Annotated in this window: 24 protein-coding genes; 11 read left to right on the top strand and 13 right to left on the bottom strand. The window is 71.3% G+C overall.

Going from position 1 to position 20426, the window contains the following annotated elements:
* Window positions 1-93: 93 nt before the first annotated feature.
* Both Msi02_RS23985 and Msi02_RS23980 read left to right on the top strand, forming a co-directional pair.
* Window positions 94-537 (top strand): Fur family transcriptional regulator, encoded by a 444-nt coding sequence (locus tag Msi02_RS23985; protein WP_275414170.1) that lies wholly within the window; start codon window positions 94-96, stop codon window positions 535-537.
* A 67-nt stretch (window positions 538-604) separates the two neighbouring features.
* Window positions 605-2053, top strand: coding sequence for a catalase (locus Msi02_RS23980; RefSeq protein ID WP_204050360.1), 1449 nt, complete (start codon window positions 605-607; stop codon window positions 2051-2053).
* A gap of 122 nt (window positions 2054-2175) precedes the next feature.
* Here Msi02_RS23980 and Msi02_RS23975 read toward each other — a convergent pair whose 3' ends face one another.
* Complete coding sequence (locus tag Msi02_RS23975) at window positions 2176-2382, bottom strand: DUF397 domain-containing protein (RefSeq protein ID WP_179155283.1); 207 nt, start codon at window positions 2380-2382, stop codon at window positions 2176-2178.
* Between the two features lie 63 nt (window positions 2383-2445).
* Entirely contained in the window at window positions 2446-3303 is an 858-nt protein-coding gene (locus Msi02_RS23970; RefSeq protein ID WP_079316431.1) for a helix-turn-helix domain-containing protein, read from the bottom strand.
* A 521-nt stretch (window positions 3304-3824) separates the two neighbouring features.
* On the opposite strand from Msi02_RS23970, the gene Msi02_RS23965 reads away from it, so the two are divergent.
* The 3 genes from Msi02_RS23965 to Msi02_RS23955 all read left to right on the top strand — a co-directional run bounded on the left by Msi02_RS23965 (window position 3825) and on the right by Msi02_RS23955 (window position 5788).
* Window positions 3825-4031: a hypothetical protein gene (locus tag Msi02_RS23965; protein WP_143737473.1), complete on the top strand. Its 207-nt coding sequence runs from the start codon at window positions 3825-3827 to the stop codon at window positions 4029-4031.
* 195 nt (window positions 4032-4226) lie between these two features.
* Window positions 4227-4778, top strand: a complete 552-nt coding sequence (locus Msi02_RS23960) for an HD domain-containing protein (RefSeq protein ID WP_079316447.1) — start codon at window positions 4227-4229, stop codon at window positions 4776-4778.
* A gap of 101 nt (window positions 4779-4879) precedes the next feature.
* Window positions 4880-5788, top strand: a complete 909-nt coding sequence (locus Msi02_RS23955) for a Rieske (2Fe-2S) protein (RefSeq protein ID WP_204050359.1) — start codon at window positions 4880-4882, stop codon at window positions 5786-5788.
* Between the two features lie 48 nt (window positions 5789-5836).
* Here Msi02_RS23955 and Msi02_RS23950 read toward each other — a convergent pair whose 3' ends face one another.
* From Msi02_RS23950 to Msi02_RS23940, 3 genes are read right to left on the bottom strand one after another with little or no spacing between them, the layout of a single operon-like run.
* On the bottom strand, window positions 5837-6082 hold the full coding sequence (locus Msi02_RS23950) for a DUF8836 family protein (protein WP_211591737.1): 246 nt from the start codon (window positions 6080-6082) through the stop codon (window positions 5837-5839).
* Between the two features lie 6 nt (window positions 6083-6088).
* Window positions 6089-6838, bottom strand: a complete 750-nt coding sequence (locus Msi02_RS23945; RefSeq protein ID WP_204050358.1) for a sulfite exporter TauE/SafE family protein — start codon at window positions 6836-6838, stop codon at window positions 6089-6091.
* Window positions 6839-6897: 59 nt separating this feature from the next.
* On the bottom strand, window positions 6898-7686 hold the full coding sequence (locus tag Msi02_RS23940) for an ABC transporter ATP-binding protein (protein WP_079316427.1): 789 nt from the start codon (window positions 7684-7686) through the stop codon (window positions 6898-6900).
* A gap of 71 nt (window positions 7687-7757) precedes the next feature.
* Between Msi02_RS23940 and Msi02_RS23935 the strand changes: the two genes are divergently transcribed.
* Window positions 7758-8483, top strand: a complete 726-nt coding sequence (locus Msi02_RS23935; protein WP_372974713.1) for an Rv1486c family protein — start codon at window positions 7758-7760, stop codon at window positions 8481-8483.
* A gap of 18 nt (window positions 8484-8501) precedes the next feature.
* On the opposite strand, the gene Msi02_RS23930 is transcribed toward Msi02_RS23935, so the two are convergent.
* The 4 genes from Msi02_RS23930 to Msi02_RS23915 all read right to left on the bottom strand — a co-directional run bounded on the left by Msi02_RS23930 (window position 8502) and on the right by Msi02_RS23915 (window position 11602).
* Entirely contained in the window at window positions 8502-9410 is a 909-nt protein-coding gene (locus Msi02_RS23930) for an LLM class flavin-dependent oxidoreductase (protein ID WP_204050357.1), read from the bottom strand.
* A gap of 40 nt (window positions 9411-9450) precedes the next feature.
* Entirely contained in the window at window positions 9451-10542 is a 1092-nt protein-coding gene (locus Msi02_RS23925) for an NAD(P)/FAD-dependent oxidoreductase (protein ID WP_204050356.1), read from the bottom strand.
* 85 nt (window positions 10543-10627) lie between these two features.
* The gene (locus Msi02_RS23920; RefSeq protein WP_204050355.1) at window positions 10628-11092 is read right to left on the bottom strand and encodes a MarR family winged helix-turn-helix transcriptional regulator; all 465 of its coding nucleotides are present in this window, start codon (window positions 11090-11092) and stop codon (window positions 10628-10630) included.
* Window positions 11093-11122: 30 nt separating this feature from the next.
* On the bottom strand, window positions 11123-11602 hold the full coding sequence (locus tag Msi02_RS23915; protein WP_204050354.1) for a MarR family winged helix-turn-helix transcriptional regulator: 480 nt from the start codon (window positions 11600-11602) through the stop codon (window positions 11123-11125).
* 178 nt (window positions 11603-11780) lie between these two features.
* Between Msi02_RS23915 and Msi02_RS23910 the strand changes: the two genes are divergently transcribed.
* Complete coding sequence (locus tag Msi02_RS23910) at window positions 11781-13019, top strand: amidohydrolase family protein (protein ID WP_204050353.1); 1239 nt, start codon at window positions 11781-11783, stop codon at window positions 13017-13019.
* Window positions 13020-13031: 12 nt separating this feature from the next.
* On the opposite strand, the gene Msi02_RS23905 is transcribed toward Msi02_RS23910, so the two are convergent.
* Both Msi02_RS23905 and Msi02_RS23900 read right to left on the bottom strand, forming a co-directional pair.
* On the bottom strand, window positions 13032-13655 hold the full coding sequence (locus Msi02_RS23905) for a response regulator (RefSeq protein ID WP_204050352.1): 624 nt from the start codon (window positions 13653-13655) through the stop codon (window positions 13032-13034).
* Window positions 13652-14815 (bottom strand): GAF domain-containing sensor histidine kinase, encoded by a 1164-nt coding sequence (locus Msi02_RS23900; RefSeq protein ID WP_204050351.1) that lies wholly within the window; start codon window positions 14813-14815, stop codon window positions 13652-13654. The genes Msi02_RS23905 and Msi02_RS23900 overlap by 4 nt, the downstream gene beginning before the upstream one ends.
* A gap of 125 nt (window positions 14816-14940) precedes the next feature.
* Here Msi02_RS23900 and Msi02_RS23895 point away from each other — a divergent pair, with 125 nt between their 5' ends.
* From Msi02_RS23895 to Msi02_RS23885, 3 genes are read left to right on the top strand one after another with little or no spacing between them, the layout of a single operon-like run.
* Complete coding sequence (locus Msi02_RS23895; protein ID WP_204050350.1) at window positions 14941-15603, top strand: SDR family NAD(P)-dependent oxidoreductase; 663 nt, start codon at window positions 14941-14943, stop codon at window positions 15601-15603.
* Entirely contained in the window at window positions 15600-16652 is a 1053-nt protein-coding gene (locus Msi02_RS23890; protein ID WP_204050349.1) for an S-adenosylmethionine:tRNA ribosyltransferase-isomerase, read from the top strand. The genes Msi02_RS23895 and Msi02_RS23890 overlap by 4 nt, the downstream gene beginning before the upstream one ends.
* Window positions 16653-16693: 41 nt before the next feature.
* Window positions 16694-17266: a hypothetical protein gene (locus Msi02_RS23885; RefSeq protein ID WP_204050348.1), complete on the top strand. Its 573-nt coding sequence runs from the start codon at window positions 16694-16696 to the stop codon at window positions 17264-17266.
* Between the two features lie 73 nt (window positions 17267-17339).
* Here the strand turns inward: Msi02_RS23885 and Msi02_RS23880 are convergent, their stop codons facing one another.
* Together Msi02_RS23880 and Msi02_RS23875 are read right to left on the bottom strand one after the other, a co-directional pair.
* Window positions 17340-18266: a lysophospholipid acyltransferase family protein gene (locus Msi02_RS23880; RefSeq protein ID WP_204050347.1), complete on the bottom strand. Its 927-nt coding sequence runs from the start codon at window positions 18264-18266 to the stop codon at window positions 17340-17342.
* Window positions 18263-18997 carry a GNAT family N-acetyltransferase gene (locus tag Msi02_RS23875; RefSeq protein WP_204050346.1) on the bottom strand — a complete coding sequence of 245 codons (735 nt, stop codon included), beginning with the start codon at window positions 18995-18997 and terminating at the stop codon, window positions 18263-18265. The genes Msi02_RS23880 and Msi02_RS23875 overlap by 4 nt, the downstream gene beginning before the upstream one ends.
* Before the next feature lie 202 nt (window positions 18998-19199).
* Between Msi02_RS23875 and serB the strand changes: the two genes are divergently transcribed.
* Window positions 19200-20423, top strand: coding sequence for a phosphoserine phosphatase SerB (gene serB, locus Msi02_RS23870; RefSeq protein ID WP_239108654.1), 1224 nt, complete (start codon window positions 19200-19202; stop codon window positions 20421-20423).
* Window positions 20424-20426 lie beyond the last annotated feature (3 nt).

Raw genomic sequence — 20426 nt, 5'->3', positions numbered from 1 at the left:
CGGCATCCGGGGAGCCCGTGGGAGATCCTGGGGCAAAAAACTTGGAGAGTTCCTTTACTTGAGTCATTCAAGTTTACTGCTAACGTGAGGGCTGTGGACGACGCCGAGCGCCTTCGCGAGGCCGGACTGCGGGTGACCGCGGCCCGCCTGGCGATCCTGCAGACCGTGAGCGGGGGCGACCACCTCGACGTGGAAGCCATCCATCGCGGTGTGTGCGAACGCGTCGGCCAGGTGTCCCTGCAAGCCGTCTACGACTCGCTGAACGCGTTGCAGCGCGGCGCACTGCTCCGCCGCATCGAGCCCGCGGGCAGCCCGACACGGTACGAGACGCGGGTGGGCGACAACCACCACCACCTCGTCTGCCGCCGTTGCGGAAGAGTCACGGACGTCGACTGCGCGGTGGGGCACGCGCCCTGCCTGGAGCCGGCGTCGGACGCCGGCTACCTGGTGGACGAGGCGGACGTCATCTACTGGGGCCTGTGCCCCCCGTGCCGGGCCGAGACCGGCAGCGCCCGGTCCGGCTCCGCCCGTGCCTGAGCCTCGCGTCCCCGCTTTCCGTCGTTTCCCGCACGCATCCCATGAAGTGACCCCGGAGGACAGCCCCATGACCGACAGGCCCATCACCACCACTGACGCCGGGATTCCCGCTCCCAGCGACGAGTTCTCCCTGTCCGTCGGTCCCAACGGCCCGCTGCTGCTGCAGGACCACTACCTGATCCAGAAGATGGCCCACTTCAACCGGGAGCGGGTCCCCGAGCGCGTAGTGCACGCCAAGGGCGGCGGCGCGTACGGCGTGCTGCACATCACCGAGGACGTCAGCCAGTACACCAAGGCGAAGCTGTTCCAGAAGGGCGAGGAGACCGAGCTCCTCCTTCGATTCTCCACCGTGGCCGGCGAACTGGGCAGCGCCGACACCGCGCGCGACCCCCGCGGCTTCGCGATCAAGTTCTACACGGAGGACGGCAACTACGACATCGTCGGCAACAACACGCCGATCTTCTTCATCCGCGACCCTTCGAAGTTCTCCGACTTCATCCACACGCAGAAGCGCCGCGCCGACAACCATCTGCACGACCACAACATGCAGTGGGACTTCTGGACGCTGTCGCCCGAGTCGGCCCACCAGGTGTCGTTCCTCATGACCGACCGCGGCACCCCCCGCACGTGGCGGCACATGCACGGCTTCGGGTCGCACACCTTCCTCTGGTACAACGCCGCGGGCGAGAAGTTCTGGGTCAAGTACCACTTCAAGACCGAGCAGGGCATCGAGAACTTCACCGACGCCGAGGCCAGGGCCATGACCGCCGAGGACCCGGACTTCCACATCCGCGACCTGCACACCGCCATCAGGAACGGCGACCACCCGGCGTGGAAGGTCAACGTCCAGATCATGCCCTTCGAGGACGCGGCGGACTACCGGTTCAACCCGTTCGACCTCACGAAGGTCTGGCCGCACTCCGACTACCCGGAGATCACGATCGGCCGGTTCGTGCTGAACCGCAACCCGGAGAACTACTTCGCCGAAATCGAGCAGGCCGCTTTCGAGCCCGCCAACCTGGTGCCGGGCATCGGCGCCTCGCCGGACAAGATGCTCCAGGGCCGGCTGTTCTCCTACCCCGACACCCACCGCCACCGCATCGGCACCAACTACCTGCAGCTTCCGGTGAACCGGCCCAAGGCGCCCGTCCACAGCTACAACAAGGACGGCGCCATGACGTTCGCCAACCCGAGCGACCCGCTGTACGCGCCGAACTCCTTCGGCGGCCCCGCCGCCGACCCCTCGCTCTACGAGGGCGAGAACTACCAGGTCGCCGGTGAGATCATCCGGAGCGCGTACGTCAGGCACCGCGAGGACGACGACTACGTCCAGCCGCGCGCGCTGTGGGAGAACGTACTCTCCGACGTCGACCGCGACCACATGGTGAGCAACATCATCGGCCACGCCTCGGCTCCCGAGGTGACCGCCGACATGAAGAAGCGCGTGGTCGAGTATTGGACCAACATCCACAAGGACCTCGGCCAGCGCGTCGCGCAGGGGCTCGGCGTCGCCTGACCCCCTTCCCCTCACGTACGGCTCGCGCCCCTTCCGGGCGCGGGCCGTACGCGCGTCCGCGACCGTCGTCAGAGCGCCCCGCCGGGGCCGATTTCCGCGGTCGCGATTTCCTGCCGGACTCGTTAAAGGTCGAACTCGCCGTCCTTCACGCCGCCGATGAACGCGTCCCATTCGGCGGGAGTGAAGACGAGAGCGGGGCCGTCCTGGTTCTTGCTGTCGCGCACACCCACGTGGCCGTCAGGAAGTACGGCCACTTCCACACACTGACAGTTGTTAGAGCTCCGGCTGCTCTTCCACCAGACGGCTCCGGACAGGTCAATCGAGTTCATGGACAACGTTTCTCTCCCCCCGGAAATCATTTCGCGCGGGTTCCCGGGGCGGTCTAGAGCTGGCTAGCGCCAGTGACGGACAGTTTTCTCCAAGAACCGGCGGGAGTCGTCCACGTCGAGGGCCTTCGTCTCCAGGTAGTCGAATGCCACCTCGTACCGGTAGACGATCGTCTCGTCCTCGACCAGACGCCCGCCCAGGAGTGCCTCCAGGTACACGACGTCGTGGAACTCCGGCACCTTGAGGTGGCAGAACGCGCCGGTGTTGATCGGGTGGTCCGCGTCGAGCGGAAGGATCCGCAACTCGACGTTCGGCAGCTCTGACACCTCGATCAACCGCCTGACCTGTTCCCGCATCACCTCGTGGTCGCCGAACCGGCGCAGCAGGACCGACTCCTCCAGGACGGCGGAGATGGCCAGCGGGCTCTCCGCCCTGAGAACGGCCTGCTGGCGCGCCATCCGGACCTCGATCCGGCTGCGGACGCCGCCCGGCGCCTCAAGGGTGCTCCGTTGTCCGCTCTCCATCATGGCTCGGACGTACGCCTCGGTCTGGAACAGACCCGGCACCACCTGGGGTTCCCAGTCGCGTGCTGCCGTGGCTTCGGCCTCCAGGCCAAGGAACGTCGTGTATTCCTTGGGCAGGGAGTCGCGATAATCCTCCCACCAGCCCTTCCGGGTCGCGTCCCGGTGCAGGGCGAGCAGCTCTTGGCGTTGGCGGGAATCTACCATGTAGATCACCAGAAGTGCCTCAACATCGCTCGTGCGAGGCGAGGTGCGCGCCGTCTCGATCCTGCTGATCTTCGCCGCCGACCAGCCGAGCCGGGCGGCGACCTGGTCGCCCGTCAGATCGGCACGCTCGCGTAACCGGCGCAGTTCCTGCCCCAGCCGCCGGCGGCGGACGGTGGGACTGCCGTGCTCGGGCACCCCGGCCGACCTCCTTCATCCGGTGAATCCGGTGGTTGCGGTGGACGCACGGATGGTGGGCGCGCGCCCTGGCGGATCGGGCGCGCGGGTGAGGGGCGCCCTGTCCGAAGATTACCGCGCCCGCTCGTGCAAGTTGCACCGTAATTTGCAGCGTATCCGCACAAGATTCTTGCGGATTTCTTTTCGCCAAGTATTGCAGGGCAATGCGTCCTGAGTCACGATCGATGCGGGAAGGGTCTTCCGGAGTGTGGGGGCGCCGGCGTCGCCGGCGAAATACTCCGCGGCCCGTTTCCCCATCCGGGGCACGCGCCCGGCGAGGGGCGCCGGCCGCCTCGGATGCGCATGACTACGGGAGGCATCCGGGCCAGCGGGATTTCGACATTCGGCCGGCGTCGCCGGCGCTCGCACTGCGCACGCAGCGAACACCGAATGGGCCGTTCCGTGAATGGAACGCGCCCTCCGTACGACGAATTCAGAACGACGAGATCTCCACTGGGCACCCATCCGAAAGGAGTCTCTTGGTGAATCCCCCCGGTGCCGCCTGGTTATCGCTGATCAAAAGCCGGATGACGATGGCCGACCTGGCGCTGTGCGCCGACCAGGACAGGTGGGCGCGCGAACTGAGATGGACCGTGAGCCGCACCGGCTTCGGCGCCCGCCACTACCGCGATCCCCGCTTCGACCTCGTGCGCGAACTGGAGGAGGTCGGCCGCCTCTTCACCGTCTGACGCCCTCTCAACGGGGTCACCCTGACCGCGTACGACGAGGCGGGACGCGTCGTCGTACGGGAGAAGGGCGTGCGCTTCGTGAGCCTGACGGCGCGCGGCGCCGGATCGGGGACGAACTGATCGTGACCGGTTAGGCTTGCGCAGGTGACGACCGCGCTCATCCACGAACGGCTGCAGTCTCAGCTCGCCTTCCACATGGAGATCGACAAGCTGAAGCGCGTCATCCGCCGGAACTCGCTGATCGACGGCTCGCGCCGGGAGAACGACGCCGAGCACTCCTGGCATCTGGCCATGATGGCGATGACGCTGGCCGAGCACGCGCCCCCGGGAACCGACATGTCCAGGGTGGTCGCGATGCTGCTCGTCCACGACATAGTGGAGATCGACGCCGGCGACACCTTCATCTACGACCCCGTCGCGGTCGAGGGGCAGGCCGCGCTCGAACGCGCGGCGGCCGACCGGATCTTCGGGCTGCTTCCGGAGGACCAGGGGGCGCGACTGCGTGCCCTGTGGGACGAGTTCGAGGAGCGGCGCACACCGGAGGCGAGGTTCGCCAGGGCGCTCGACCGGCTCGCGCCGATCATCGCCAACCACCGCAACGAGGGCGGCACGTGGCCGCTCTACAAGGTGACGGCCCGCCAGGTCATGGAGAAGGTGCGGCTCATCGAGGAGGGGTCGCCCACGCTCGGCGAGTACGCCGCGGAGCTGGTCGCCGGCTCGGTCGCCCGGGGTCATCTGGCGCCCTGAACGGGAGCGCGCCGACTCGAAACTCGCATATACCGTCTCATGCCTGTCCATGTTCACAGCTGTGACGCGGGGGTACGTGATCCCGTGTTAGGGGGCGAAACATGGAAGAGACGACCAGGCCGCGTGCGGGCCGTACGGCACGGAGGGTCCCTTCGGCAGAGCTCCTCGACGGGCTCGAGCGGGCCACCGTGCTCGACCGGCCGATCACCGTCATATCCAAGAAGGTGCGCCGCAGACTCGGCCCGGGCAAGCTGCGAGACGTCCTGCACGGCGTGCCCATGGGACACCCGTTGCACCCGGCGCTCGCCGTGACGACCTTCGGCTGCTGGCTGTCGGCGAGCGTGGTGGACATGACCAAGACGGGCTCACGCGCGGCGCGGACGCTGATCCTGGTGGGACTGGGCAGCGCCGTTCCCACGGTGGCGGCCGGCCTCACCGACTGGTCCACCCTGCACCGCGAACAGCAGCGCGTGGGCTTGGTGCACGCCATGACCAACACCGCCGCGGCGCTCTGCTACACGGGCTCTCTTTTCTTACGGGTGACGGGACGCGAACGCGCCGGGCGCATACTGGCGTACGCGGGACTCGCGGCGGCCTCCGCGGGTGCACACCTCGGCAGCCACATGTCCTACCGACAGGCGGCCGGGGCCAACCACGCGGAGTCGGTCGGCCACCTCATGCCGCTCGGCTGGCACGACCTGTGCGCGCTCAAGGACCTGCCCAACGGGCGGCCGGTCCGGCGGCGGCTCGGCTACATCGATCTGTTCGTCCTGCGCCTCGGCGACGACGTGAGCGTGCTCGCGGACAACTGCTCCCACCTCGCCGGCCCGCTCCACCAGGGACGGGTCGCCATGGAGGAGGGCCAGGCCTGCATCGTCTGCCCGTGGCACGGCAGCGCCTTCCGCATCTCCGACGGCCGGGTCATGCACGGACCCGCGACGTCGCGCCAGCCGGCCTTCCAGACCAGGCTGCGACAGGACGGCGTCGTCCAGGTCCGTCCCGCGGAGTGACCCCCACAGTGACTCCACCACGGGGACGCGTTCCGCGCCCGGACCCGGTCAGCCGGTGTCCGGGCCGCGGTCGTCGGCGGGATGTTCCACCAGCGCGAGGACGCGGTTGGACATGAACCGCGCGGTGCGGACGGGAGTGCCCGCCCGCGTGACCTCGCTGACCTCGACCACTCCCCGGCCCGTCGTGATCTCGATCCGGCGGCCCGCCCTGGTCGCGACCACCTCGTAGGTGCGCGGGGTTCCCCCCGCATCGATGACGATCTCCACCCGGTCGCCCTTCACAAGGGCAGACATACCCTTTCAGGACACCAGCTTCACTATCGCCACGATCCCGACGACAACAATGAATCCCCGCAGCAAGGGTGCGGGCAGCCGGCGGCCCACGCGGGCGCCGAGGAAGCCGCCGACGGCCGAGCCGATCGCGACCATCAGCACGGCGGCCCAGTCCACCGGCGCGATGAACGCGAACAGCACCGCCGCCGTGGCGTTGACCAGCAGCGACAGCAGGTTCTTCGCCGCGTTCACCCGTTGGAGGTCCTCGTCGAGGAAGCTGCCGAGCAGGCCGATGAGCACGATGCCCTGGGCGGCGCCGAAGTAGCCGCCGTACATGCCGGCGCCCAGGACGCCCAGCCACAGCCACGGCCCGCCGTGGGGGTGCGGCCTGCGCCGTACGGCCAGCCACTCGTTGATCCTCGGCTGGAACACCACGAGGAGGCAGGCGACCGCGATGAGCACCGGGACGATGACCTTGAACGCCTCCGCGGGGAGAAGCAGGAGCAGCACCCCGCCGGCGAGCGAGCCGATCACGGACGCGACGCCGAGCCGGAGCAGCCGCTCACGCTGACCCTTGAGCTCGGCGCGGTAGCCGAGCACCCCGGTCACGCCGCCGGGGACGAGCCCGACGTTGTTGGACACGTTCGCGACGATCGGCGGGAAGCCGACGGCCAGCATCGTCGGGAACGTGATGAGCGAACCCGATCCCACGACGGCGTTGATGGCCCCGGCCCCGACACCGGCCGCGAAGACCGCGGCCGCCTCCCACGGCGTCACTCGCACCTCTCCCTCGGATGGCTATCCGCCAAGGGTAGGCTCCGGGCTCTGCGTGGAGGTCAGAGGGGACGGGCGTACCAGCGGCCCTCCTGGCCGCGGTCGAGGTGCAGCGGCACGCCGAAGGTCGCGGACAGGTTCTCCGGCGTCATCACCGAGTCGATCGGCCCCTGGTCGACGACCGAGCCGTGCCGCAGCAGCAGCACGTGGGTGAACCCGGCCGGGATCTCCTCGACATGGTGGGTGACCAGCACCATCGTGGGCGACTTCGGGTCGCGGGCCAGCGCGCCGAGGCGGCGTACGAGATCCTCGCGGCCCGCGACGTCGAGCCCGGCCGCGGGCTCGTCGAGCAGCAGCAGCTCGGGGTCCGGCATGAGCGCCCGAGCGATCTGCACCCGCTTGCGCTCGCCCTCCGACAGCGTCCCGAAGCGCCGCCGGATCAGGTGGGCACAGCCGAGCTGGTCGATGAGCTCGACCGCCCGGGTGACGTCGTGGGAGTCGTACTCCTCCGTCCACCGGCCCAGGATCGCGTACGACGCGGTGAGCACGAGGTCGATGACCTTCTCGTCCGGCGGGATGCGCTCCGACAGGGCCGCGCTGGCCAGGCCGATCCGGGGCCGCAGGTCGAACACGTCCGTCTGGCCGAGCCGCTCGCCGAGGATCTCCACCGAGCCCTCGGACGGGAACAGCAGCGACGCGGCCACCTGGAGCAGCGTCGTCTTCCCCGCACCGTTCGGCCCGATCACCACCCAGCGCTCGTCTTCCCGGACGCTCCAGTCGATGCCGCGCAGCAGGGCGGCGCCGTCCCTGCGGACGGCCACGTCCTGAAGCTGAAGCACCTGACCGCCCATGTGGTCCCCCTCCCGTGGTTCGCTGAGATAAAACTATGGCAGTCCGACCACATATCGTGGATCGGGTGCGCATCGATTCACCGATCTCCGCCACGCTCGTCGCCTGGGGCAATGCCTGGCTCGGGGGACACGTGAGCCTGGAGCACGCCCTCGACCGCGTCGAGCGCGAGGCCGGGCCGCAGGTGGTGGCGGCGGATGACGTCGAGACCCCCCTGCTCGCCTACCTCGTCGATCGTCGGATCGAGGGGCTCGACGCGTTCCGGCTGGCCCTGCCGATCCCCGGCGACCCGCTCGGGCTCACCGGCCCGCCCGCCTTCAACGGCGCCGCGATCGACGCGGGCCAGGCCGCCGTGGCCGTGCTGCCCGGCCGGTGCCTCGGTCTCGTGCCGTCCGCCGACCGGCGCGGCTCGTCGTACTCCGGAATCCGCTGGACCGTGGCCGAGGCGTCGGCCGTGCCGCCCGACGTGCCGTCGCTGGCCGAGGCGGAGCAGGCGCTGCGGACCGCCATGATGGCCGCCACCGAGGCGCTGCTCGGCGTGGGCGGCCCGGCTCAGGGCTTCCCGGCGCCGGACACGCTCGACCGCGCGGGCGATGCCCTCGCCCCCGGCTATCCGGGCAGGGCGCACCGGGTCGGCGCCCTCGCCGCCCGGCTGTCGGTGGCGCTCCGCCTCGCCGACGAGCGGGGGCTCACCTCCGGGCAGGTCGCCGCTCGTGGGCAGGCCCTGCGCGACCTCGACCGGGCCGTACGGCGGGCCAGGGTGGCCGCCCACAACGCGATCGTCGAATCCCAGGTCTGACGCGCGCCCGGACCGGGCTCACCGCTTCGCGATCGCCTCGCGGACGGCGGGCACGACCTCCTGGGCCCAGCGGGCCAGGAGGGTGGGGTCGGGGGCGCCGTGGTCGGCGGAGAAGAGCGTGAAGCCCGACGCGCCGTGCTCCAGCACGGCTCCGGTCAGCTCCTCGACCCACTGGCCGACGGAACCGCCGATCCAGCGGCCCTCGGAGTCGCGGGTGGCGGGCAGCGGCCGGTCGGTGATGCGCCCGGGGAAGTTGAAGACCGTGCGGATCTCGCCCGGATCGCGGCCGACGGACGCGGCCGCCTCGTCGATGACCGGCCGCGACGTGCGGTAGCGCTCGCTGAGCCAGTCGGCCGCGTGGCCGGGGATCCAGCCGTCGGCCACCCGGCCGGTGGCCGCCAGGGATTTGCGGCCGACCGATCCGGTCCACACGGGCGGCGCGGGCACGGGGGCCGGCTCTATGTGGTTCACCTGGTAGTGCGTGCCCTGGTAGGTGACCGGAGGACCACCGCCCGACAGCAGCTTGACCAGGACGATCGCCTCCTCGAAGGCGTCCACGGCGTCGCCGGGCGTCAGCCGCGGCACCCCCATGTCGGCGATGCGATCCCACAACCCGCCCGCGCCCATGCCGAGCACGACCCGGCCGCCCGACAGGGCCGACAACGACGTCACCATCCTGGCCAGCATGGGGGCGGGCCGGGTCGGCAGGTTGGTGACGTTGGCGAAACCGGCGATGTGCTCCGTACGCCCGAGGATGAAGCCGAGCGCGGCATAGGCGTCCACACGTCCGCCGAGGTAGGGATGGTCCGACAACGTGAAGATGTCGAGCCCGTCCCGGTCGGCCTGCTGGGCCATGCGCAGCAGCTCGGGTATGTCGTCGATGCCGGAGTGCGCGCCGAAACCGAAGACGACGTCATGTGCGGGCATTGTTCTGCCTTTCTGTGTGCGGACAGGCGTGGCGTTCATGTCAGGCGGCGCCGAACTGCTCGCTGAAGCGGCCGGTGAACAGGTCGGCCCCCTTGTACGCCGACACGGTCTCGGCCGGGACGACGACCGGTCCTTCCGGGGAGGGCAACTGGCCGACACCGCCGCGCGGGCCGAGCGGGAGCAGGATCATGGGGTAGGGCAGCGGCTGGTAGGTGGCCTCCGGCCGCTCGCCGCGCATCTGGGCGAGGATGTTCCGGGCCACCACCTCGGCGTGCTGCATTGCGTACCCGGCCATCTTGGCCTCGGGGACGTCGGTGATGTCGCCGATGGCGTAGACGTGCTCGTATCCCTGGACGTTGAGGGTTTCGGTGACGGGAACCTGCCCCCGCGGGGTACGCGCCGTCAGCCGGCCGTCGGCGAGGTAGTCGCTGTTGACGTGAACGCCGTGCGCACGGAACCAGATGTCGGCGGTGATCTCCTCCCCGCCGGTCGTCGTGACCGTGAAGGTCTCCGCCTGGGCGGGTTCGGTCGGCGGAGTCGTGGTCAAGTTGGCGCCCAGCCGCAGGTGGATGTCCAGCTCGTCGAGCTGGCGGTGCAGTTCCCTGCGCATCTCCTCGGGGAAGGCGGCCAGCAGTCGCTCGGCCGGGTCCAGGACGGTCACGTGCTTGTGCGGCCAGACCTCCTTGATCTCGCCGGCGAGTTCCAGGCCGACCGGCCCCGCGCCGAGGATCAGCACCCGTTCGGCGCCGGCCAGTTCCTTGTGGGTCCGGCGCAGGTCGTCCATGACCTCGTCCATGGAGTCGGACGCTGGTTTGGCCGGGTAGGCGTAGCTGGAGCCGGTGGCCAGCACCAGGTAGTCGGCCTCGATCCGCCGGCCCGAGGCCAGGGTGACGCCGCCGGGGTCCACCGAGACCGCCCGCTCGCGCACCACGCTGCCGCGCCTGAGCCACTGGTCGTAGGGGAAGAACATGGTGCCCGCCCAGTCGGGCCGGGTCAGCGCCCGCAGGGAGCCGGCCGTGTTGACGAACGCGTCCCGGGGGTCGATGAGGACGACGTCGGCCTCGGCGTCCAGCGCCTTGGCGACCGCGGAACCACCGTAACCTCCGCCGACGACCACGACCGTACGACTCATGATTCACGCTCCGATGCAAGAAAGAGCTGCAGTTCGTGCTACGAACCATATTAGTTCGTGGCACGAACTGCAACCCTTCTCGAATTCAGCGCGTGGAGTCCGGTTCCAGGAAGACGGTGGGGACCTTGTTGTCCGTCACGACGCGGCCGAGCAGGGCGGCGAGCGTGTCGCGCTCCGCCGGCGCCAGCCCCGAGGCCAGTTCCTCGACGCGGCGGCAGGTCTCGGTGTAGAACTCGTCGGCCAGCCTGGCGCCCTGCCTGGTGAGCGACACCCGCACCGCGCGGGAGTCCTGGGGGTCGGGGGTGCGCTGGACCAGTCCGTTGCGCTCGCTGCGGTCCACCAGGCCGGTCAGGCTCGACTTCGCCAGGCCGAGTATCCCGCCCAGCTCGCTCATGCCGTAGGGCTGCGCCATCAGAACGCACAGCAACTGACCCTGCTGCTGGGTGAGTCCGTACTCTCGGGCGGAATCCGCGTACACGGCGTTCACCAGGAACGTGGACCGCACCAGCGCGGCCACCGTCCCCATCTGGCCGTCGGCATTCTTGCTCACCGGTCCAGAGTAACCAATTCGCGAGGCGAACTACCCTTTTCTCTCGGGTGACTGGAGCGGGGCTGCGGCCTGGTCCACGTTGCCGGCCACGCGCCGGAGCAGCCGGATCAGTTGCTCCGTCTCCTCGGCGGTGAGACCGGACAGCGCGTCCCGCTCCCCCTGCACCAGCGCCTCGCGCACCAGGTCGAGCCGGCTCCGCGCCAGGTCGGTGACGGAGAAGAGGCTGCCCCGCCGGTCACGGGGATTGCGCTGCCGACACACCAGGCCGTCGCGCTCCATCCGCGACAGCATCTCCGCCATCGTCGGCTGTTCGACCCGCGCCAACCGGGTCAGGTCCTTCTGCGACATCGGGCCGCCTTCGGCCAGCGTCAGAAGCACCGCGGCGTTGGCCATGCTCAACCCGAGGGGACGCAGCCGCAGCTCATGGAGGCGGATCACCTTCCTCGACGAGTGGTTGATCCAGTACGCCGCATAGCGCTCCGGGACCCACCGCTCCCCCTCGCCCTCCATCGGCGCCTCTTTCCGCTCGACCGACCGTCCGCCATGGGCACGTGACGGCGCGTCCGTGTGGGGTGGCCCGTCCACCGCCCGGCAAAAGGCTACCGACACCGTACGCGCCCGTTGCATAGCGTCCTATGCACCTGTTTACATAGGGGCCTATGCATCAGCTCGGCAGACTGGACGGACCATGAAGACAGCCATCGTCAACGCCCGCGTGTTCGACGGCGAGAGGCCGATCGGCCCCGCCGCTGTGCTCGTCGGCGAAGGGCGGATCCTCGCCGTGGGAGGGGACATGCCCTCCGACGCCGAGGTCGTCGACGCCACCGGGGCGACCCTTCTCCCCGGCCTGATCGACGCCCACGTCCACACCAGCGAGGACTCCCTCGCGCTCGCTCTGACGTTCGGTGTGACGACGGAACTCGAGATGCAGGGCGCGCACACCCGGCACGGCCGCGCCCACATCGAGGAGGACGACACGCTCGCCGACGTCCGCTCCGCCGGTTTCGGCCTCACGGCGCCGGGCGGGCATCCCAGCGAACTGGTCCCCGAGGACTTCGACATCCGCCCCTTCATCGGGAGCGGCGCGCCGGATGACCGGTGGCAGGCCGGCCCTCGCCCGGAACCGCACGTGACCACCCCCGAGGAGGCGGTGGCGTGGATTCCTCGTCTCGTGGCTTCCGGCTCGGACTACATCAAGTTCATGGTCGACGACGGGACCGTCGAGGGGCACCCGGGCCTCCCCATGCTCGACCAGGCGACACTGGACGCCGGCGTCGCAGAGGCCCACCGGCACGGGATGCTCGCCATCGCCCACGCACTCACCGTCGACGCCACCCGCATGGCGATCGAGGCGGGCGTGGACGGCCTCGCCCACCTGTTCATGGACCGCCCGCACACCCCCGAGATCATCCGGGTGATCGCCGACTCCGGCGCCTTCGTCGTCGCGTGCGTGTGCCTGAACGCCTCGCTGATGGGGATGACCGGCGAGGCGCTGGCCGACGACCCGCGGGTGAGCAGCCGTCTCGACGGCCGATGGGACAAGACCCTGCGCGGCAGCTTCAACCGCTACCCGCAGGGCAGGCTCGACGACGTGCTGGCGTCCGTCGCGGCCCTGCACGAGGCCGGCGTGGACGTCCTCGTCGGCACCGACACCTCCATTCCCGTGCCGTTCCTCGGCGGGCTGGCCCACGGCGCGAGCGTGCACCACGAACTGGGATACCTCGTCCGCGCCGGTCTCGCCCCGTCCGCGGCGCTCCACGCGGCGACCGCCGCCACCGCCCGGCGGTTCGGGCTGGACGACCGCGGGCGCATCGCCCCGGGGCTGCGCGCCGACCTCCTCCTGGTCGACGGCGACCCCACCACGGCCATCGGCGACACCCTCAACATCCGGGCCGTCTGGCGACGCGGCGCCCGGCTGGCGGCGTGAGCCGGCGGGCGCTCAGGCCAGGCCGTGGCGTACGGCGTAGAGCGCGGCCTGGGTGCGGTCCTGCACGCCGAGCTTCATGAGCACGTTGGAGACGTGGGTCTTCACGGTCTTCTCCGCCACCGCGAGCTCGCGGGCGATCTCGCGGTTCGAACGGCCGGCGGCGAGCAGCCGCAGCACCTCGCGTTCCCGATCGGTCAGGGCGGACCCCGCTCCGTCGTGCTCGCGGTCCGCCGGGCCGGCCAGCATCGCCTCGGCTGCCTCCGGCGCGAGCAGAACCTGCCCGCCGTACACGGCCCGGATCGCCTGGACGAGGGCGCCGGGGTCCACGTCCTTGTAGAGGAAGCCCGCCGCGCCCGCCCGCATGGCCGGGGCCACGTCGCCGCGGTCGCTGACCGAGGTGAGGACGATCACCCGCACGTCCCGGCCTGACAGCTCCGCGAGCGCGCCCAGGCCGTCGAGCACCGGCATCTTCAGGTCGAGCAGCAGCACGTCGGGGGCGAGCGCGCCGGTCATCTCGACCGCCTCGGCGCCGTCGGCCGCCTCCCCCACGACGCTGATGTCCTCCTGGATCTCCAGGAACGTACGCAGGCCCTGCCGTACGACGGGATGGTCGTCGGCGATGAGCACGCGGATCACGCGGGCACCTCCAGTCGTACGGTCGTGCCGCGGCCGGGCGCGGAGGAGACCGTCAGCGTGCCGCCCACGGCCTGGGCCCGGTCGCTCATCGACGGCAGCCCCAAGCCGTGCACTCCCGCCTCATCGAATCCGGCGCCGTCGTCGGTCACCTCGAGCACCAGCGCGGCCTCCCGATGCGCGAGCCGTACGTCGATGCGGGCGGCCCTGGCGTGCCGCACGGCGTTGTGCAGGGCCTCCTGGGCGACCCGCAGCACGGCGACCTCGATCTCGGGCGCCAGATCGAGGTCGAGGTCGCCGGGCGCCTCGCCCTCGGCGGTGAAGGCGACCGTCATGGGGTGCAGGCGGTCGAGGAGGGCCACCTGCTTGCGCAGGCTCTCCACCAGGCCGTGCCGGTCCAGCTCGGCCGGCCGCAGCTCCACGATCACCGCGCGCAGCTCGGTCAGCGCCTCTCCCGCCATCCGCTCGACCCGTTCGATCGCCTCGGCCGCCCGCTCGGGGTCCGTACGGGCGAGCGCGGCGGCGGCCCGCGCGGTCAGCCGCAGCGAGAACAGCTTCTGGCTGACGGCGTCGTGCAGCTCGCGGGCCATCCGGGTGCGTTCTTCGACGACCGTGAGCTCGCGCCCCCGCTCGTACAGCCGGGCGTTAGTGATCGCGATGGCGGCGTGCGCCGCGAACAACGTCAGCAGCTCCTCGTCGGCCTCGTCGAACCCGCCGGGCGTCCGCTTGTTGGACAGGAAGATGATCCCGAGGACCGTGCCGCCGTCCATGATCGGCACACCGAGGAAGTCCTTGAGGATGGGATGGGCCTTCGGCCACCACTCGAACCGGGGGTCCCTGCGGATGTCGGCCAGCCGCACCGGCGTCCCCTCGCGGAGCATCGCGCCCAGCATGCCGTGCTGGCGCGGGGTGGGCCCGATGGCCGCCCACTGCTCGTCGGAGATGCCCTCGGCCACGAACTCGGCGAACGCGCCGTCGTCGTCCGGCACGCCGAGCGCGGCGTATTTCGCGTCGAGCAGCCGCGCCGCGGACCGCACGATGACCTGGAGGACCTCGCGGACCGACAGGTGACGGGTGACGGCCAGCACGGCCGAGCTGACCGCGTGCAGCACCGCGTCGCGGTCCCGCGCGGGCGCGGAAGCAGGGTCGGCAGGCTCGGGCACGGGACACAGACTAGGTGCACCGCCAACTGGCCCGCGTCGGCCGGGGGACCTAGACCCAACTGCCGAGCGACGGCAGGACCTCGGTCCGATGTGTCCCTGACGTGCCGATTCCTAGCGTGAAGCGCATGAAGCAGGCACTCATCACCGGAGCGTCGCGAGGGCTGGGACTCGCTCTCGCCAAGGCGCTCGCCGCCGACGGCTGGTCGCTCCTCCTCACCGCGCGCGGCGAGGAGGACCTCATGTCGGCCGCCTTCGACCTCGGCGCCCGGGCCATCCCCGGAGACGTCGCCGATCCCGCGCACGTGGCCAGGCTCGCCGAGTCCGTGCCCGAACTGGACCTCCTCGTCAACAACGCGAGCGGGCTCGGTCCCGCCCCGCTGCCCCGGCTCGCCGACTATCCGCTGGACGCGCTGCGCGCGCTGTTCGAGACGAACGTGATCGCGCCGCTCGCGCTGGTCCAGGCGACGCTGCCCGCGCTGCGCAAGCGGCGGGGCGCGATCCTCAACATCTCCTCCGACGCGGCCGTCGAGGCGTACGAGGGCTGGGGCGGCTACGGCGCGACCAAGGCCGCCCTCGACCAGGTGTCGAACGTTCTCGCGGCCGAGGAGCCCGACGTGGCCGTCTGGTGGGTGGACCCGGGCGAGATGCGCACCCGCATGCTCGCGGACGCCGTCGGCCCCGAGGAGGCCGGGGCCGCGCCGCCGCCCGAGAGCGTCGCCCCGGCGCTGCTGCGCCTCGTGGGCGCCCACCCCGCCCCCGGCCGCTTCACGAGAGGGGAACTGGAATGAGCACCCCCGATTCGGCGATCCGGCCGTACGGGGCGGCAGGGTCGTTCGAGTTCGCGCTGACGGCGCCGCTCGAGGCGCACGAACCGCCGGAGGCGCGCGGGCTGCGCCGCGACGAGGTCAGGCTGCTGGTGTCCCGCCGCGACACCGGCGAGGTCACCCACCACGTCTTCGCCGACCTGCCGTCGCTGCTGTCCCCCGGCGACCTGCTGGTGGTCAACAACTCCGCCACCCTGCCCGCGGCGGTGCGGCTCGACCGGCTGGCCGTCCACTTCTCCGGCCGCCTCGCGTCCGGCGAGTGGCTGGTCGAACTGCGCCGCCGTACGGCGACGGCGACGGAGCCCTACTCCGGCGCCGCGCCCGGCGAGTGGCTGCCGTTGCCGGGAGGGGCCACGCTGCGCCTGCTGGCGCAGGAGACGCCGCGCCTGTGGCGTGCCCACCTGGACCGCGACGTGCTCTCCTACCTCGCCGCGCACGGCGTGCCCATCCGCTACGGCTACGTGGGGCGCGACTGGCCGCTCGCCGACTACCAGACGGTCTTCGGGGTCGAGCCGGGCAGCGCGGAGATGCCCAGCGCCGGTCGGCCGTTCACACCGGAACTCGTCACCGCCCTGGTCGCCCGGGGGATCGGCGTCGCACCGATCACGCTGCACACCGGGGTCGCGTCTCCGGAGAAGGACGAACCGCCCTACCCCGAGTGGTTCTCGGTCTCCCCGCGGACGGCACGGCTGGTGAACATCACCCGCGAGCACGGGGGCCGGGTGATCGCCGTCGGCACGACCGTCGTACGGGCTCTGGAGACCGCCGCCCTCGACACCTCCGCCCCGGGCACGGTGCGGGCGGCGTCAGGCTGGACCTCACACGTCGTCACGCCGGCGGGAGGCGTGCGAGCGGTGGACGGCCTCGTCACGGGCCTGCACGAGCCCCGCTCCAGCCACCTGATGATGCTGTCGGCGATCACCGGGACCGGCGTGCTGGCCCGCTCGTACGAGGCGGCGATCGAGGAGGGCTATCTCTGGCACGAGTTCGGCGACAGCCATCTCATCCTCTGATACGTGATCGAACCGTGATCTCGATCGTCAAGGCTGACCGCATGCGTACCCTCATCGGCAAGCCGATCGCGCTGCTGGCCGTGCCACTGGCCGCGGGCGCGCTGGTCGCGTCCGGCGCGCCCGCCTCCGCCGCATCGTCGGCCGCGTCCGCCTCGTCCACGGCGGTCGCGGCGTCCGCGGCGACCACGGCGGCCCCGGCGCCCGTCCGCATCGCGATCAGTTACCCCTACAGCGTCCGCGCCGGGCGCGTGATCACGTTCAGAGTCAAGCTCAGCAACAGGCTCAGGACCAGGACCGAGGACATCTTCCTGGCGGTCAAGTTCCCCAAGAACGTCACCAAGACCCGGATCTACGTCCCGCGCGGCACCCACTACCACGAGCAGTGCACGCGGGAGCGGACCCGCGCGCTGTGCGTGCTGCCCGGTCTCAAGAAGGGCGGGAGCTACACGTTCTGGGCGAAGGCCCAGCTGAGCGGGTCCGCCCGCGGCAAGCTCTATGGCTACTTCGGCGGCGCGGTCGTCAACGGGGCGCGAAACACCGACCCGAAGGAACTGCTCAGCGACTTCGGCGACAGCATCAGCTGGGCGAAGTCGAAGAGCACGATCACCCGCTGAGTTCCTTCCGATGCAACCCACGGCGCCCGCCCGGCCTCCCGGGCAGGCGCCGGCGATCGTGGGGCAGCCCCTGTCAGGCCGCCACGGCCTGCTCCTCGGGCTCCACGAGACCCGTTCTGACCTGAGCCTCGGCGATCCGCGCCAGCGCCGCCCGCGCCTCCCCCCGGTGGGCGCGCCCGCCGTACGCGACCGGGCGGTCCAGCCGTACGGCGGGGAAGACCGTCACCTCCGCGACCAGGTCCCTGGTCGCGACGATCCGCAGAATCGACGCCAGCAGCGTGTCGTCCCCGACGTACGACGGCCGGGTGGAAAGGGCGGCCCGCTCCCCGTCGCCCTCCAGGAAACGCAGCGCCACCGGCCGCACGGGCACCCCCGCGTCGAGCGCCGCCTGGAAGACCGCGGGCCGGAAACGCCCCATCTCGCGTCCGCACCACGTCGTGCCCTCGGGGAACGCGGCCACGCTCTCGCCGCGCCGCAACGCGGCGGTCATGTCCGCGACGACCCCGGGCAGGGCGGACAGCCTGTCCCTGTCGATGAACAGCGCCCCGCCCCCGGCGGCGAGCGTGCCGACGATCGGCCACCTCCCCACCTCCGCCTTGGCCAGCGGGCGGCAGGCGAAGGTCGCCGTGATGACCAGGGGGTCGAGCCAGGAGACGTGGTTGCCGACGAGCAGGGCGGGCCCGTCCTCCCCCGGCACGGCTCGCGCCCGCGCCGAGCCCCCGATGCAGGAGAACCCGCGGCGCGTCACGATCCTGACGCCGAGTGCCCGCAGCAGCAGACGCGACCAGCGCCTCGTGACCGCCCCGCGCCGTGCCGTACGGCCCAGCGCGAGCGCGATCGGCAGACCGGCGAGCAGCACGGCGGCCGCGCCCGCCAGGCGGGCGGCCCGGCGGAGGAGGCCGGCCGTACGCGCCTGCGGACGCAGGCAGACATCCGGCGCGCAGGGGGACACCGGCAGCCAGGCGGAGGAGGCCACCGGCAGGTGCGCGACGGCGCTCACCGCGTCCCTCCCAGGAAGTGCCGCAGGTAGCGGGGGTCGGCGTCGGCCACGGAGAGCAGCACGAAGAAGTCCGCCGTGCCGAAGTCCGGATCGTACGCGGGAGCGCCGCAGATCCACGCGCCGAGACGCAGGTAACCGCGCAGCAGCGGCGGCAGCACGAACCGGTCGGGGCGGGGGATCCCGGCGTCGCGCCAGGGCGTGTGCGGCGTGACGCGATACTCCTCGGGTCCCAACTGGACCCGGTCGACGACACCGGCGGCGACCGCGCCGCCGTCGTCCAGGGGCACCGAGCAGCAGCCCGCCAGCCAGGAGTGCCCGCGGCTGGTCATGTAGTGCGCGATCCCGGCCCACATCAGGGCGACGACCGCGCCGCCGCGGTGATCGGGGTGCACACACGTGCGCCCGGCCTCGACCAGGTCGCCGCGCAGGCCCTTCAGCGCGCCGAGGTCGAACTCGGAGTCGGAGTAGAGGCGGTCGGAACGGCGGGGCGGCAGCAGGCGGTAGGTGCCGACCACCGTGTCACCCTCGCGGACGAGGAGGTGGTCGCAGTACGCGTCGAGCGGTTCGACGTCGAGCCCGCTCAGCGGGGAGTCGAGCCGGGCGCCCATCTCCCCCGCGAACACCTCGTACCGCAGGCGCTGGGCGGCACGCAGGTCGGCGGCGCTCTCGGCGAGCCCGACGGTGTACCGGCCGGAGCCAAGGGATTGTCCAGACTGCAGGGAGATCGTCATGCGCGTCGCGTCCTTCCTCGGCGGGGGGTGCCGGCCACGATGAGGCGGACGGCGCAGAGCGTCCCGGCCTGGCCTGATTCGCGGCCCGCCACCATGACGACATGCGGAAATGACAGCGGAACCTCAGGGCGGGGGCATGAAGGCGTCCGCATCGTGAACCTCGTGCGCGCTCATGACAAGCCGCGCAGTAACCTCAAACAACGTGAACCAGCGCACGCTCCTGATCACGCTGACCGGTCCGGATCGCCCGGGCGTCACCTCGCGGCTGTTCTCCGTACTGGCCGGGTTCCCGGTCGTCGTGGCCGACGTGGAGCAGGTCGTCATCCGAGGCCGCCTCACCCTGGGCGTGCTCGTCGCCTACGCCGGGGGGCCGCCCACCGGCACCGGAGGAACGATCGGCGGCCTGTGGACGGCCGTCGAGCAGGTCGCCGCCGACCTCGACATGGACCTGGAGATCGCCACCGGCACGACCTCCAAGGAGAAACGACGGCGCGGACGGCTGCACGTCACCGTCCTGGGCGCGCCGCTGCTGCCCGCCGCCATGGCCGGGATCGCCGGCCGGATCGCGGCGAGCGGCGCCAACATCGACAGGATCGAACGGCTGTCGAGCTACCCGGTGACGTGCATCGAGCTCGCCGTGTCCGGCGCCGACCCCCAGGCGATGCGCGCGGAACTGGCCGCGGAGGCGGCGGCGCAGCAGGTGGACGTGGCCGTGCAGCGCAGCGGCCTGTACCGCCGCGCCAAGCGCCTCATCGTGATGGACGTCGACTCGACGCTGATCCAGAACGAGGTCATCGAGCTGCTGGCCCGGCACGCCGGCTGCCTGGACGAGGTCGCCCGGGTCACCGACGAGGCCATGCGCGGCGAGCTCGACTTCGCCGAGTCGCTGGTCAGGCGGGTCGCGCTGCTCGAAGGGCTGTCGGAGGAGGTCTTCGAGAAGGTCGTCAAGGAGGTCGTCCTCACCCCCGGCGCGCGCACGCTGGTGCGGACCCTCAAGCGGCTCGACTACCGCTTCGCCATCGTCAGCGGCGGCTTCACCCAGATCACCGACTCCCTCGTGGCCGACCTCGGCATCGACTACTCGGCCGCCAACACCCTTGAGGTCGTGGACGGCCGGCTCACCGGCCGGGTCGTGGGCGAGATCGTGGACCGGCCGGGCAAGGCCCGCGCGCTGGAGCGCTTCGCAGCCGAGTCGGGCATCCCGCTGAGCCAGACCGTCGCGATCGGCGACGGCGCGAACGACCTCGACATGTTCGCCGTCGCCGGGCTCGGCATCGCGTTCAACGCCAAGCCCATCGTGCGGCAGGCCGCCGACACCGCGGTCAACGTGCCGTACCTCGACTCGATCCTCTACCTGCTCGGCATCTCCCGTGAGGAGGTCGAGGCGGCCGACGCCGAGGACGGCATGCCGCCCGCCATGGCCTGAGAC

The organism is Microbispora siamensis, from assembly GCF_016863095.1.
GTDB classification, from domain to species: domain Bacteria; phylum Actinomycetota; class Actinomycetes; order Streptosporangiales; family Streptosporangiaceae; genus Microbispora; species Microbispora siamensis.
The sequence above is the reverse complement of the archived record's forward strand: the minus strand, read 5'-3'. Positions and strand labels throughout refer to the sequence as shown.

Bases quoted from the DNA above. Each gene is read 5' to 3' on its own strand.
- Msi02_RS23980 (WP_204050360.1), top strand. From the start codon at position 605: ATGACCGACAGGCCCATCACCACCACTGACGCCGGGATTCCCGCTCCC.
- Msi02_RS23975 (WP_179155283.1), bottom strand. From the start codon at position 2,382: ATGAACTCGATTGACCTGTCCGGAGCCGTCTGGTGGAAGAGCAGCCGG.
- Msi02_RS23960 (WP_079316447.1), top strand. From the start codon at position 4,227: ATGGAGATCGACAAGCTGAAGCGCGTCATCCGCCGGAACTCGCTGATC.
- Msi02_RS23955 (WP_204050359.1), top strand. From the start codon at position 4,880: ATGGAAGAGACGACCAGGCCGCGTGCGGGCCGTACGGCACGGAGGGTC.
- Msi02_RS23950 (WP_211591737.1), bottom strand. From the start codon at position 6,082: ATGTCTGCCCTTGTGAAGGGCGACCGGGTGGAGATCGTCATCGATGCG.
- Msi02_RS23940 (WP_079316427.1), bottom strand. From the start codon at position 7,686: ATGGGCGGTCAGGTGCTTCAGCTTCAGGACGTGGCCGTCCGCAGGGAC.
- Msi02_RS23930 (WP_204050357.1), bottom strand. From the start codon at position 9,410: ATGCCCGCACATGACGTCGTCTTCGGTTTCGGCGCGCACTCCGGCATC.
- Msi02_RS23925 (WP_204050356.1), bottom strand. From the start codon at position 10,542: ATGAGTCGTACGGTCGTGGTCGTCGGCGGAGGTTACGGTGGTTCCGCG.
- Msi02_RS23915 (WP_204050354.1), bottom strand. From the start codon at position 11,602: ATGGAGGGCGAGGGGGAGCGGTGGGTCCCGGAGCGCTATGCGGCGTAC.
- Msi02_RS23910 (WP_204050353.1), top strand. From the start codon at position 11,781: ATGAAGACAGCCATCGTCAACGCCCGCGTGTTCGACGGCGAGAGGCCG.
- Msi02_RS23895 (WP_204050350.1), top strand. From the start codon at position 14,941: ATGAAGCAGGCACTCATCACCGGAGCGTCGCGAGGGCTGGGACTCGCT.
- Msi02_RS23890 (WP_204050349.1), top strand. From the start codon at position 15,600: ATGAGCACCCCCGATTCGGCGATCCGGCCGTACGGGGCGGCAGGGTCG.
- Msi02_RS23885 (WP_204050348.1), top strand. From the start codon at position 16,694: ATGCGTACCCTCATCGGCAAGCCGATCGCGCTGCTGGCCGTGCCACTG.
- Msi02_RS23875 (WP_204050346.1), bottom strand. From the start codon at position 18,997: ATGACGATCTCCCTGCAGTCTGGACAATCCCTTGGCTCCGGCCGGTAC.